This window comes from Staphylococcus sp. 231237_7MaSpsaltlick (genome assembly GCF_043107035.1).
Genome location: NZ_JBICNX010000005.1, coordinates 223181 through 237648 on the forward strand (window position 1 = coordinate 223181; position 14468 = coordinate 237648).

The 14468-nt window shown below is 32.8% G+C and carries 12 protein-coding genes; 8 read left to right on the forward strand and 4 right to left on the reverse strand.

All coding sequences use genetic code 11. The features are described 5' to 3' along the window. Positions 1-169: 169 nt before the first annotated feature. The 3 genes from queE to queC are packed head-to-tail and all read right to left on the reverse strand — an operon-like array spanning position 170 to position 1981. On the reverse strand, positions 170-886 hold the full coding sequence (gene queE, locus ACF91D_RS11710; RefSeq protein WP_069792717.1) for a 7-carboxy-7-deazaguanine synthase QueE: 717 nt from the start codon (positions 884-886) through the stop codon (positions 170-172). Beyond that, positions 879-1307, reverse strand: coding sequence for a 6-carboxytetrahydropterin synthase QueD (queD, locus tag ACF91D_RS11715; RefSeq protein WP_039068790.1), 429 nt, complete (start codon positions 1305-1307; stop codon positions 879-881). The genes queE and queD overlap by 8 nt, the downstream gene beginning before the upstream one ends. A 2-nt stretch (positions 1308-1309) precedes the next feature. Beyond that, complete coding sequence (gene queC, locus ACF91D_RS11720; RefSeq protein WP_327620785.1) at positions 1310-1981, reverse strand: 7-cyano-7-deazaguanine synthase QueC; 672 nt, start codon at positions 1979-1981, stop codon at positions 1310-1312. Positions 1982-2236: 255 nt separating this feature from the next. Between queC and ACF91D_RS11725 the strand changes: the two genes are divergently transcribed. The 6 genes from ACF91D_RS11725 (at position 2237) to ltaS (ending at position 9260) form a co-directional block, all read left to right on the forward strand. Continuing rightward, the gene (locus ACF91D_RS11725) at positions 2237-2830 is read left to right on the forward strand and encodes an anthranilate synthase component II (RefSeq protein ID WP_069792716.1); all 594 of its coding nucleotides are present in this window, start codon (positions 2237-2239) and stop codon (positions 2828-2830) included. Next, a complete protein-coding gene (gene pabB, locus ACF91D_RS11730; protein ID WP_069792715.1) occupies positions 2814-3956 on the forward strand; it encodes an aminodeoxychorismate synthase component I in 1143 nt (380 codons plus the stop codon). The genes ACF91D_RS11725 and pabB overlap by 17 nt, the downstream gene beginning before the upstream one ends. Continuing rightward, on the forward strand, positions 3956-4564 hold the full coding sequence (locus ACF91D_RS11735; protein WP_101050397.1) for an aminotransferase class IV: 609 nt from the start codon (positions 3956-3958) through the stop codon (positions 4562-4564). Before pabB ends, ACF91D_RS11735 begins: the two co-directional genes overlap by 1 nt. A 339-nt stretch (positions 4565-4903) precedes the next feature. Next, positions 4904-5611, forward strand: a complete 708-nt coding sequence (locus ACF91D_RS11740) for a 5-oxoprolinase subunit B family protein (RefSeq protein ID WP_101050395.1) — start codon at positions 4904-4906, stop codon at positions 5609-5611. Then, positions 5599-6603, forward strand: coding sequence for a 5-oxoprolinase subunit C family protein (locus ACF91D_RS11745; protein ID WP_039068781.1), 1005 nt, complete (start codon positions 5599-5601; stop codon positions 6601-6603). The genes ACF91D_RS11740 and ACF91D_RS11745 overlap by 13 nt, the downstream gene beginning before the upstream one ends. Before the next feature lie 716 nt (positions 6604-7319). Continuing rightward, positions 7320-9260: a polyglycerol-phosphate lipoteichoic acid synthase LtaS gene (gene ltaS, locus ACF91D_RS11750; protein WP_039068779.1), complete on the forward strand. Its 1941-nt coding sequence runs from the start codon at positions 7320-7322 to the stop codon at positions 9258-9260. A gap of 258 nt (positions 9261-9518) precedes the next feature. On the opposite strand, the gene ACF91D_RS11755 is transcribed toward ltaS, so the two are convergent. Continuing rightward, positions 9519-10337: a ZIP family metal transporter gene (locus ACF91D_RS11755; RefSeq protein ID WP_039068777.1), complete on the reverse strand. Its 819-nt coding sequence runs from the start codon at positions 10335-10337 to the stop codon at positions 9519-9521. 112 nt (positions 10338-10449) lie between these two features. On the opposite strand from ACF91D_RS11755, the gene ACF91D_RS11760 reads away from it, so the two are divergent. Further along, a complete protein-coding gene (locus tag ACF91D_RS11760) occupies positions 10450-12330 on the forward strand; it encodes an ABC-F family ATP-binding cassette domain-containing protein (protein ID WP_039068775.1) in 1881 nt (626 codons plus the stop codon). Between the two features lie 13 nt (positions 12331-12343). Next, positions 12344-14122: a DNA helicase RecQ gene (recQ, locus tag ACF91D_RS11765; protein WP_039068774.1), complete on the forward strand. Its 1779-nt coding sequence runs from the start codon at positions 12344-12346 to the stop codon at positions 14120-14122. Positions 14123-14468: the final 346 nt, after the last annotated feature.

The following is a 14468-nucleotide window of genomic DNA, read 5'->3' on the forward strand; positions in this document are numbered from 1 at the left end:
TACATAATTTCTTCAAAGCATCATCATTCAAATGTGATTAAAAATGATGTTAAATGCATAATAAAAATAATTTTACAGTGATGACCAACTATATATTTTTGCATCACTAAAAAGCGATTCGTTATATAGACAAAGAGCATTATACAACGGATCGCATAGATTACACAATTTAAACACCTTTTTTGTTACTCCATAGCAACGTGTGTAATTGAGGTAGAACATATACATTGTTCATATCGCTACTGACCATTACGCGGTCTACTAGCGTTTCATATAACGTTAATAACTTTTTAGTGTGTGATTCTACGTATTCACCATCTAAATAAGGATTACCTACTTGTAAGTAAAAAGGAATAGTAGGGTATCTGTGATGAATCATTTTTGCAAATTCATAGTCTTCATCATCAAAAATAACAACTTTTAGATTTAGTGATTCTGGCACGCATTGCTCGATGACTTCATCTAATATAGGCAAATTTGGTTTCATTTTTGAACTTGGTGGTTTTGGACTGATTGTTAAATCGTCAATTTGAGTCATCCATGGTTGAAACTTACTTCCTTGTGTTTCTAAAGCACTTTGTATGTGTTTTTCATCAAATAAATCAACTAATTGTTGAATTCCTTTAATTAGGGCAGGATTACCACCAGAAATTGTCACGTGATTAAAAGAGTCGCCAGCAATTTCGTATAAAGCCTCATAAATTTCTTCAGCAGTCATCATACGAATATCTTCTTTAGCGCTACCGTCCCAAGTAAAGCTTGAATCGCACCAACTACAACGGTAATCACAGCCGGCAGTTCGTACAAACATGGTCTTGCGGCCTATGACACGACCTTCACCTTGAATGGTTGGACCGAAAATTTCTAGTACAGGTATTTTACTCATGATTACGTTGCTCCTTTGGTCTATATACGACATAGCTTGTCGGCGTTTCTCTTACGTAGACTTGTACACATTTAGGTTGATTACTGCGTTGATCTAAAGATGTTTGAACCATTTCATATATAGTTTGAGCAACAATTTCAGTAGATGGACTTTTTCCTTCAAATTGTGGTAAATCATTGAGTAAGTAGTGATCAAATTGTCCGTGGACTAATTGTTTTAGTTCACTAAAATTCACTAAAAAACCATTATGGTCTAGTTTATCGCCGACAATCGTTAGATTTACAAAATAAGTGTGGCCATGTGTGCGCATGCATTTGCCTGCGTCTTCATTTGGTATATAATGCGCTGCAGAAAAATTAAAGTCTTTATTTAGTTCAAAAGTATAGGGATGTTGCACGCTAGGATAATTTTGTTGGAACATAATTAATTCACTCCTTTTTCAGCTAAATACGTATTTAAACCATTTGCTCTCAATTCGCAAGCAGGACATTCTCCACAGCCTTCACCAACAATGCCGTTATAACAAGTGAGCGTGTTGTAGCGAATATAATCTAGCGCTCCAAGTTCGTCACTTAAAGCCCATGTTGCTTTTTTATCCAACCACATTAAAGGTGTATGAATTACAAAATCTTTATCCATTGATAGTGATAACGTTACATTCATTGATTTGATAAAACTATCTCTACAATCTGGATACCCAGAAAAATCCGTTTCACATACACCGGTAATGATATTTTTAGTATTAGTCTGATATGCTAAGGCACCAGCAAAAGATAAGAAAAGTAAATTTCTTGCAGGAACAAACGTATTAGGAATGCCATCATCTCCTACTTCGATATCCATATCATGTTGTGTTAGGGCGTTAGGTGTTAGTTGTGAAAGTAAAGACATGTCTAAGATATGGTGTTTTACATGTTGTTCTTGCGCTATGCGTCTTGCTACTTCAATTTCTGTATCATGTCTTTGGCCGTATGCGAATGTAACTAGTTCTACATTTTCAAAATGTTTTTTAGCCCAAAATAGACAAGTCGTACTATCTTGACCGCCACTAAATACTACGATGGCCTTATTATTGTCTAAAGATTGTTGCGTCATATTGCTTGCACTCCTTCATATTGTCAAACTAGCTGTTTTAACTCATGCTATGACGGCATAAAAAAACGTCCATCTCTATAAAAAAGACAGACGAAATTCATGTGTCTAGTTTTTTATAGAGGGTATCAGCTAGGAACCTCTTTGTATTCATTTATAACGTGATTTAGAATAATATATTTAAACTGTAAAATCAAGTTAATATTTGTGATAATAAGTATAACAGAATAATGAAGATATTTAAAAAGAGGCGACAAAATGATACTGATTATAGATAATAAAGATTCGTTCACTTATAACATTGTAGATTATATTAAGCAAAGTTATAGAGGACAAGTTGAGGTAGTTGATGTAGAAATGATGACAAATGAACGTATTCATTCACTTCAGCCACATGCAATTGTAATTTCACCAGGGCCAGGTTCTCCTGAGGACTATCCGATATTAAATCAAGTAATTCAAACATTTTCAACAAAAGGACCTATATTAGGCGTTTGTTTAGGGTTTCAACAAATTGTGACTTATTTTGGTGGAAATATAGTAAAAAGTGATAAACCTATTCATGGTCATACAACACGCATAAAACATAATGGCATAGGTATCTTTGATGGTTTACCAGAATCATTCGATGTGATGCGTTATCACTCTTTAAAAGCGGAGCAATCATCCTTTCCCACAACGTTAACTGTGACAGCGACCAACCATGAAGGTATTATAATGGCTTTGGAACATAAAGTATTACCTATTTATGGAGTGCAATATCACCCAGAATCCATATTAAGTGAATATGGTCTTAAACAGATTCAAATATTTATAGATATAGTGGAGGCATATCATGCAAATACACTTTAATTATCGTTACATAACTGATGAAAAAACACATGAGACATATCGTTATTTATTTACAGAATGTATTGCTAAGAAAATTGCATACACTATAGAAGAAGTTGGTGAAGTCGTGTGCTTTGCAGAGAAGTACCAAAACGATGGCTATTGTGCAGCCTTGTACTTACCTTATGAAGCGGCAACGTACTTTAATAAAGAGATGGCAACAGTGTCTACTGAAGAAGGCTATGTATACGCGGCAGCATACATTTTTGAAAATATATCAGAAGCGAAGACGAACATTGATGACACGATATATCAACAACAATGTAGCTTCCAATTCCAATTAAATAGAGCCGAACTTATCAAACATATTCGGACGATACAATCAGCTATTGTAGAGGGAAATACATATCAAGTAAATTATACAACAAGATTAGTAGATTCAATTCATCATTCTATAGCGACATTATACTATCATCTATTAAATGATAATCATGGCTTTTATTCAGCGCTTATTGAAACAGATGAGTTACAGGTTGCTTCATTATCACCAGAATTATTCTTCCAACGAGGGCCATTTAAAGCAGATGAAGATATATTGTTAAGTAAACCCATGAAAGGTACGATGCCAAGAGGCAGTGATGAAACAGAAGATAGGAACAATCTAAACACGTTAAGTCACTCAAGCAAAGATAGAGCAGAAAATGTGATGATTGTAGATTTACTACGTAATGACATGAGTCGTATTGCAGAAACTGGTACGGTTAACGTTTATAAACCGTTTCATATTGAACCATATCAAACAGTATTTCAAATGACTTCAATGATCACTGCCAAGTTACATAAAAACACAAACTTAAATCAAATACTAAGTGCATTGTTTCCTTGTGGTTCGATTACAGGCGCCCCAAAACTTAATACGATGAACTATATAAAAGCACTAGAACAAACGCCGCGAAATATTTATTGTGGTGCAATTGGCTTATTGCTTCCAAATGGCAAATCAATCTTTAATGTGCCGATTCGAACAATACAATACTTAAATAATCAAGCGATTTATGGTGTCGGTGCAGGTATTACGATTGATTCTATACCTGAGCAGGAAGTTCAAGAATTTATAGACAAGACAAAGATATTGGAGAGGTTATAATGCAACTTTTTGAAACAATGAGGTTAGAATCAGGCTTGTTTTCTAGGCTTTCTTATCATAAAAATAGAATGAAAAACGCTTCAGAAGAATTAGGGTTTTTGTTTGATGAGTCGGCTTGGTCAGAGCTTATAGACTCAATTAGTGAGCAATATGCAACGGGTATTTATCGACTGAAAATTTTGTTGAATAAAGATGGCACAATGGAATACGTTGCAGCGTCTTTACCAGAAAAGTCAACATTTACAGCAAAACTGTTACCTTTAACGTCTGATGTGAATAAACAAGTCGTAATTAACAAGACGACACAAAGAGCACATTTAGAACATAATCACCAAACAGATATCGTTCTATTATACAATGAAAAAGGTAAAGTATTAGAATTTGATATAGGTAATGTAATGATAAAAGAAAATGGCCATTACTATACACCCCTTTATAATGAAGACTTTTTGCGTGGTTGTATGCGTCAAGAACTATTAGATAAAGGTGAGTTGCTGGAAAAAGATTTTGAGGTACATGAATTAAAAGATAAAATTAGTAATAATAAAGTACAGATTTTTCTAATAAATAGCTTACGAGAGGTTGCCGAGGTAGAAATTTATCTATAGAATATAGAAAGTATAAACATGGGTTATTGATAGCATATACATGATTTAAGATACCCAAATTTTATGAACAGAATAGTAATCTAAAACTTATAAACAGTGAGTGAGGCAAAATGATGATATTGGTTTGGACATTAACAATTATTATAATTTCTGTGCTTACCAAATGGGGCGTAAATCAATTGTTGAAAAGGCAAAGTGTTTATTTAACACGCTTTGTCATTACAATATCTTGCGTATTTCAATTTATATTTGTCTATTTCCTAGTAAAAGAACTCGTACATTATTTGATACAAGCATTTGATGTATTTTATCGTTAGTAACAATTTATGAGGTGAAACTATGAAGATATATAGTCAAGGAGACCAAGCAATAGTGGTTTCTATAGAAAAAGAAGTCTCTAAAGATTTGACTGAAGATCTGTTAGCTTTAAAAAAATATTTAGCAGACAAACAATATCCTTTTATAACAGAAATTGTACCTACAGAATCAGACATGATGATTTGTTATGATGCAAGGGACATGATTAAGCATCATCATATTCAATCACCATTTTTATATATGAAAGCGTTAATGCAAACTGTACAAATGGAAATTAAGCATGAGGAAGAAACGGTTGAACCTGTTGAAATTCCAGTGATTTATGGTGGGGAATATGGACCTGATTTAGCTTCTTTACTAACTTATTACAAAATGAACTTTGAAAAATTTGTGAAATTACATACAGCACAAACCTATTTTGTGTCAATGATGGGCTATACGCCGGGATTCCCTTATTTAACGGGCATGGATAAGCGTTTGTTTGTAAATCATACGGGTGGAAAAAAGACCTTTATTCCTGCTGGCTCTGTAATTATTGAAGGTAAAAAGACAGGTATCACTACAACAGATACATATGGTGATTGGCTTGTTATAGGGTATACACCGGTGCGATTATTTAATCCAGAATTAGAAGATTTCACAAAATTAAAACTAGGAGATAATGTTAAATTTTGTGCGATTCAAGAGGAAGTACTGGATTTAGGAGGATTTCAACCATGTCAATCATAATAGAAGGCGAAGGGTTATTTTCAAGTTTTCAAGACTTTGGTCGTAAAGGGTATGAACATGATGGTGTTATACCTGGTGGTGCCTTAGACCCTTTATCGCATGAAATTGCAAACAGACTTGTAGCTAATGATAAGCATGAAGCTACTTTAGAAATGACTAACAGAATGGCGAGTTTTCGTTTTACTGAACCGACTCTTATTGCTTTGAGTGGTGGAAATTTCAAAGCTAAAACTGAACATATGAAAGTCTTACCCAACAAATTGTATTTAATGGAAAAAGGTGATGTGCTCGTTTTTACAGAAACAAATCGTACATCTAGAGTTTACTTGGCAGTAGGTGGAGGATTCGAGTTAGATGAATGGTTAGGATCAACTTCAACGGATTTCAAGTCGAAAATAGGTGGTTTCCATGGCCGCAAAATACAAAAAGGTGACGAAGTTAACATGAAACGAGACTACACTGAACGTCATCATAAATTATTTGAAAATCTAAAAGAAACACATCAAACAGATTGGGGAATTGATGGTTACGCCCTATCTTTCAATTATATGTCTGATGTTTTTCATGTAATAAAAAATAAAGGTACAGAAGATTTTAAATCAAAAGTATTAACTCATTTTACTTCTGGAGAATATAAAGTGACAAGTAGAGCGAATAGAGTTGGTATGTATTTAGAAGGAGAACCTGTAAAAGCATTTTATGAAGACATGCCGGAACATCAATCGGTACAAATTGGTACGATACAAGTTAAACGAGATGGCACGCCAATTATTTTATTAAATGATCATTATACTTTAGGAAGTTACCCACAAATTGGTACGATTGCAAGTTACCATTTAACAAAATTAGGGCAAAAGCATCAAGGGACTAAATTGAAATTTCAATTTATAGATGTGGAAAGTGCCGAGAAGAATTTAATCAAATATACAAATTGGTTGAATCAATTATTTCATGGCATTGAGTATAGAATGCAATTAGAGATGTTAAAATAAGCTGCGAATATTAATTGTTGTAATAAATATTTAAAAGCAGTAACGCCAAAGTTAAGCCTAGATTTTGGGTTGCTGTTTTTTTCTATCTTTATTTCCTCAAATCATTTAGTTGGCTACAAATAGGTACAAACATGTGAAAGTTAGAGATTATATTAGTTGAATTGCTAATACGACCATAGTCCGATTAATATGCTATTCAATAAAGGTATAATTAAAAAGCATATAAATACTTAATAGTCAGTTAACAACTGTTTAATAAGGCGTTAATAAAGCTTTTGTTGGATGCCAAATTACATAAAAAAGTGTCTTTTTACTTGATATTTAACTACGATTGCTTTATATTTATTAATTGAACTATGTGCGTTTTATTACGAACATATTACAAAATGATAAAAATTGTAAAGATAATTTGGACTTATGAATATTATTAATATGGATTGGCATGACAATAGTCAAATATCAATAATTCATAATATAGATATCAATTAAAAACTTAAAAAATGAAACATGTGAATGCTTGTAACAGTGTACTTTAAGTTAATGATTAAAGATGACACTAAAGCATGATTCTAAAACAATTACCCAAGCCAATAACGACTTTCGTTTATTAGAGATACTAACATCGCTAATAAATGTTTAAGATAGTAATTTTGCCACTTTTTATAAGGTTAGGTAAGCGTTCTAGCCTATAATAATTTATATCGGGGGATAAGAACATGAGTATACACAAAAAGAAATTAACTCTTTTTGGGTTTTTTATTTTAACGGTGCTAACAGTCACCTTAAAAACATATTTTTCATATTATGTTGATTTTTCTTTAGGTGTTAAAGGATTAGTTCAAAACTTAATCTTATTAATGAATCCATACAGTTTAATTGCATTAGTATTGAGTATTTTCTTGTTTTTCAAGGGTAAGAAAGCCTTCTGGTTCATCTTTATTGGTGGCTTTTTATTAACTTTCTTATTATATGCAAACGTTGTATACTTTAGATTCTTTTCTGACTTTTTAACATTCAGTACATTAAATCAAGTTGGAAATGTTGAATCAATGGGTGGTGCTGTAACAGCTTCATTCAAATGGTATGACTTTGTTTACTTCATCGATACTATTGTGTACCTGTTTGTTTTAATATTTAAACAAAAATGGTTTGATAAACGTGTATTCAGTAAAAAGTTTGTACCAGTAGTAATGGCTGCATCAGTCGCACTATTCTTTTTAAACTTGGCATTTGCTGAGTCAGATCGTCCAGAATTACTAACACGTACATTTGACCATAAATATTTAGTTAAATATTTAGGACCGTATAACTTCACTGTATATGACGGTGTTAAAACAGTTCAAAACAATCAACAAAAAGCATTGGCTAATGAAGACGATTTAACTAAGGTATTAAATTATACGAAACAAAAACGAACTGAACCGAACAAAGAATATTTCGGCGCAGCTAAAAAGAAAAATGTTATTAAAATTCATTTGGAAAGTTTCCAAACTTTCTTGATAAATAAAAAAGTAAATGGTGAAGAAGTTACACCATTCTTAAATAAACTCTCCTCTGGTAATGAAGGATACAGATATTATCCAAACTTCTATCACCAGACTGGACAAGGTAAAACATCAGATTCAGAGTTTACTATGGATAACAGTTTGTTTGGTCTACCACAAGGGTCAGCTTATTCATTGAAAGGTGATAATACTTACCAATCATTACCTGCAATACTAGATCAACAGCAAGGTTATACATCTAATGTTATGCATGGTGACTACAAAACATTCTGGAACCGTGACCAAGTGTACAAGCATTTTGGTGTAGATAAATTTTACGATGCAACATATTTCGATATGTCTGAAGAAAATCTTGAAAACTTAGGTCTTAAAGATAAAGAATTCTTTAAAGAGTCAGCAGATTATTTAGCAAAAGAAAAAGAACCATTTTATAGTCACTTAATTACATTAACTAACCATTATCCATTTACTGTGAAACCAGAAGATGCATCAATAGACAAACCAAACACAGGGGATTCAACCGTGGATGGTTATGTACAAACTGCAAGATATCTTGATGAATCATTAGAAGAGTTTATAAATGAACTGAAGAAAAAAGGGATATATGATGATTCAGTAATAATGATGTACGGTGACCATTATGGTATTTCTGAAAACCATAATAAAGCAATGGAAAAATTATTAGGTGAAGAAATTACACCAGCTAAATTCAACGACTTAAACCGTACTGGTTTCTGGTTGAAGATTCCTGGTAAAGAAGGTACAGTAGATAAAACTTATGCAGGACAAGCCGATGTAATGCCAACATTATTACATTTAATGGGTATTGATACGAAGAACTACTTAATGATGGGTACAGATTTATTATCGAAAGATCACGATGATACAGTGCCATTTAGAAATGGTGACTTCGTAACGAAAGATTATAAATATGTTAATGGTAGAATTTATGATAATAAGAATAATGAACCAATAACAGAAAAACCTAAAGACTTTGATAAGCGTAAACAACAATCTGAGAAAGATTTACAAATGAGTGACGATGTCCTCAACGGTGATCTTTTAAGATTCTACGATAATCCTGATTTCGAAAAAGTTAAGCCTTCAGATTATGAGTATAAACCAGGTCCAAAAGGACAAGAGAAAAAATAAATAAAAGTACCGACGATTCTAATATAGAGTCGTCGGTCTTTTTTAATTTATAGAGATTTAGTGGTACGACTTGTTTTAATGTAATTATAAAGTAAGTGAAACTAATTATGGAGCGTATGTTGCTTATTATGACTGTATGATAAATGTCATTAAAAAAACAGCCTAAGACAGTATTGCTTGTCTTTGACTGTTAAAATCGTGTAACTTTTTTTAATGTCTAATTTTAAAATATAACAACATCAATCATTTGGTTTGCCCTTATCCAAGCGCAACATCTAAAATCATCATAATAGTGAAACCTAACATGAGACTCATTGTTGCAAGGTCAGTATTATTACTAGCTTGTGAATCAGGAATCAGTTCTTCAACCACTACAAATATCATTGCTCCTGCAGCAAATGCTAAGGCATAAGGTAACATAGGGGTAACAATCAATACAGCAGCTGCACCAATTGTTGCAAATATAGGTTCGACAATAGCGGACGCTTGCCCATAGTTAAATGCTTTCCATCTAGAAGCACCAGCCGCTCTTATTGGCATGGATAAAGCTGCGCCTTCAGGAATATTTTGAATACCAATTCCTATAGCTAAGCCAAGAGCCCCTAAAAATGTAGCTTGCCCATTGCCAGCCACAATGCCGCCAAATGCGACACCTATAGATAAACCTTCTGGGATATTGTGTAGTGTAATAGCTAAAACGAGTAACGTATTCTTATTGAGTTTTTTTGTACCTACACCTTCTTGGTATTGGTTTGTATCTTGGGTGTTTGGGTGTATGTGAGGAATAACTAAATCTAGTGCACGAATAAATACTCCGCCCAATAGAAAACCGATAGCAGCTGGCAACCATGGTAATGATGTACCTTCACCATAATTAATAGCTGGTTGTAAGAGTGACCAAAAGCTAGCTGCAATCATTATACCGGCAGCGAAACCTTGCATTGAATTTAAAATCTTATCGTTGACTCTCTTGAAAATAAAAACAGCTGCAGCTCCTAATGCAGTAAGTAGCCATGTAATAATACCAGCTATTAGTGCTTGGATATAAGGAGGCAAGTTTTGGAAAAATTCCGACATAAGCATTGCTCCTTTGTATCATTTGAGTTCAAAAAGGTGTATAATATGTAGAACTGAAATTAAGTTTAACAGAAATAATTATAATTTTCGATATTAAAAAGGATGTTGGGCAATGGAAGCGTATAAAATTGAACATTTACATAAATCATATGCCGATAAAACCATTTTTGATAATTTGCAGTTGTCAATTTCTGAAGGTGAAAAAATAGGACTTGTAGGTATAAATGGTACGGGCAAAAGTACTTTATTGAAAGTGATTGCAGGATTGGATGAAGACTTTGAAGCAGAAGTATCACATCCGAATGCTTATCGTATCCGATATTCATCTCAAAAACATGATTTTGATCAAAATATGTCGGTGTTTGAAGCGGTATTAACTTCAGAAACTGAAACGATTAAGGTTATTAGAACGTATGAAAATGCTTTGGCTCGATATACAATGACCCAAAGCGATGAAGATTTTCAAAAAATGATGCAAGCTCAAGAAGCTATGGATAATTATCAAGCATGGGACTATAGTGCTGAAATTAAAACAATTCTTTCTAAATTAGGTATTTATGATATAAACAAAGAAGTAAGTGAACTTTCAGGAGGCCAACAGAAACGTGTTGGTTTAGCTAAAACACTTATTGAACAACCTGATTTATTACTATTAGACGAGCCAACCAACCATTTAGATTTTGAATCAATTAATTGGCTGATTAACTATGTGAAACAATATCCACATACAGTATTATTTATTACTCATGATCGTTATTTCCTAAACGAAGTATCTTCTCGCATTATTGAATTAGATAGAGGTAAATTGACTACCTATGTAGGAAATTACGAAGATTATATAGCACAACGCGCAGAAAATGAAATTATAGAACAAAAACAACAAGCGAAACAGCAATCCTTATATAAGAAGGAACTTGAGTGGATGCGTGCTGGAGTTAAAGCACGTACGACTAAACAACAAGCCCGTAAAAATAGATTTAATGAACTAGAACAAGATGTAAAAAATCAACATCAACAAGAGAAAGCGTCTTTAAATCTTGCGTATTCAAGATTAGGAAAACAAGTATTCGAATTAGACGGCTTAACGAAACGTATTAACCAAAAAACTTTATTTGAAGATATAACTCAAATAATCCAAAGTGGGCAACAAATTGGTATTGTTGGACCTAATGGCGCAGGTAAAACAACGTTACTTAACATCCTAAATGGCGAAGATAAAGATTTTGAAGGTGAACTTAAAATTGGGCAAACAGTAAAAGTCGCTTACTTTAAACAGACTGAAGAACGTCTGAATCGTGATATAAGAATGATAGATTACTTGAGAGAAGAAAGTGAAGTTGCTAAAGAAAAAGATGGTACATCGGTGTCTATCACGCAATTACTCGAAAGGTTTTTATTCCCAAGCGCAACACATGGTAAAAAGATTTATAAATTATCTGGTGGAGAGCAAAAAAGATTATATCTTTTAAGGTTATTGGTACACCAACCGAATGTACTTCTTCTAGATGAGCCAACAAATGATTTAGATACAGAAACACTTACAATTCTTGAAGATTATATTGAAACATTCGGTGGCGCTGTTATCACAGTTAGTCATGATAGATACTTTTTAAATAAAGTAGCACAAGAGTATTGGTATATTCATGATGGTCAAATGGAACGTATCATAGGTACATTTGAAGACTATGAAGCTTATAAAAAGGAACAGAATCAGTTAAAAGAGCAAAATAGTCAGCAGCCTAAAGTTAAACAACAACCGGAAAAGAAAAAAAGAAAAGGTTTATCTTTTAAAGAAAAACAAGAGTATGAAATGATTATCGAACGTATTGATACAACTGAAGAAAGATTAGAAGCTATAGAAAAGGAAATGATTGAGGCAACTTCTGATTATGCCAAGATTAAAGAACTCAGCGAAGAACAACGAAGATTAAATGAGTTGTATGAAGAAGATATTGCAAGATGGAGCGAGCTTGAAGAACAAAAAGAACAATGAGGGATTTTATAACATGGAGTCAACTTTATCGCATTATTTTGGCTATGACACATACCGTCCTGGTCAAAAAGAAATCATATCAAGAGTATTAGATCATAAAAATGTGCTCGGCGTTTTACCTACCGGTGGGGGAAAATCAATTTGTTATCAAGTACCAGGATTAATGTTGGGTGGCACAACAATTGTGATCAGCCCGTTAATTTCATTGATGAAAGATCAAGTTGATCAATTAAAAGCGATGGGTATTCGCGCGGCATATTTAAATAGCAGTTTAACGCAAAAACAACAAAAAGAAATTGAAACACAACTAAGAAATGGTGAAATTCAATTCTTATATGTTGCGCCAGAACGTTTTGATAATGCTTATTTTATTAGCTTATTACAGCAACTATCAATACATTTAGTTGCTTTTGATGAGGCTCACTGTATTTCTAAATGGGGCCATGATTTTAGACCAAGTTATCAAGATGTAATCCATAAAGTATTTGCATTACCTCAAGACTTTACGATTGTTGCACTAACTGCAACTGCGACAATTGAAGTACAAAAAGATATAATGGAACGTTTGAATATAGGGAAAAACGACGAGGTAAAAACGAGTACAAAAAGGCGTAATCTCGTTTTTCAAGTTAATCCTACGTATCAACGCCAAAAATTTGTTATGGAATATGTAAAAGAACATAAAAATGCAGCAGGCATTATCTACTGTTCTACACGTAAACAAGTTGAAGAATTGCATGAAGCTTTACAGAGTAATGATATTAACAGCACGATTTATCATGCTGGACTGACAAATAAAGAGCGTGAAGCAGCGCAAAATGATTTTGTGTATGATCGTGTACGCGTTGTTGTTGCAACTAACGCTTTTGGTATGGGTATAGATAAATCTAATGTGAGATTCGTTATACATTATAATATGCCTGGCGATTTAGAATCATATTATCAAGAAGCAGGACGTGCAGGTCGTGATGGCTTAAACAGTGATTGTATCTTATTATTTAGTGAACGAGATATTGGATTACATCAATATTTTATTTCATCGTCAAAAGCAGATGACGACTATAAAGATAAGATGGGAGAAAAATTAACTAAAATGATTCTCTATACTAAAACAAAGAAATGTTTAGAGGCGACTTTAGTTCATTATTTTGAACCGAATGAAAAACTTGAAGAATGTGAACAATGTAGTAATTGTGTCATCGAAAATAAAACATATAATATGACAGATGAAGCGAAGATGATTGTAAGTTGTATTGCACGTATGAAACAAAAAGAGAGCTATAGTGTTATTATACAGGTGTTAAGAGGAGAAGACTCTGATTATATTCGATATTGTGATTATAACGAATTATCAACACATGGAATTATGAAAAATTACACAACTTCAGAACTTAGTCATCTAATAGATGAATTAAGGTTTAAAGGATTTTTAAACGAACATGATGAAATTTTAACGTGTGATCAATCTGTTAAGGATTTGCTCGGAGGCCAAGTTGAAATATTTACAACGCCATTCAAACGTAAAACAAGAGAAAAAGTAAATATCAATACGGTAGAAGGTGTGGATCGCGCATTATTCGATGAATTAATCGGAGTTCGAAAACAATTAAGTGAAAGCTTGAGTATTCCACCAGTTAGTATTTTCTCAGATTTTACTCTAGAAGAATTTGCTAAAAGAAAACCGGAAACAAAACAAGAAATGATTTTAATTGAAGGTGTAGGTAGTTATAAATTAAAACATTATTGTCCGATGTTTTTGGAGAAAATTCAATCATATAAATCTAAAATTTAACAGAATAAAATAGCTAATCTGTACAAAAGATTGTAACAAAATAAGTCACTTTTATGTTGTTAAGATGAGCACGCGAGCGCTTAAACTAAAAATATGATTTGTAAATCTATTTTTTTAAATGAGCTTTCTTGAAAAGTTAAAGGTGACGACATCTTATAATAGCAAATAGGTATTGTTCCTTTACTCACTAGCATAAGTAAATAACTTATAAACTAAAGCGATTGAGCGAAGTTAATTTGACAATAATTAATATACTATGTAAATTCATGAGCCATAGATATAATTTTATTTCGAATTAACTTCGCTATTTTTTTAATGATTAGAACGGGGACTTGCAAATTAAATA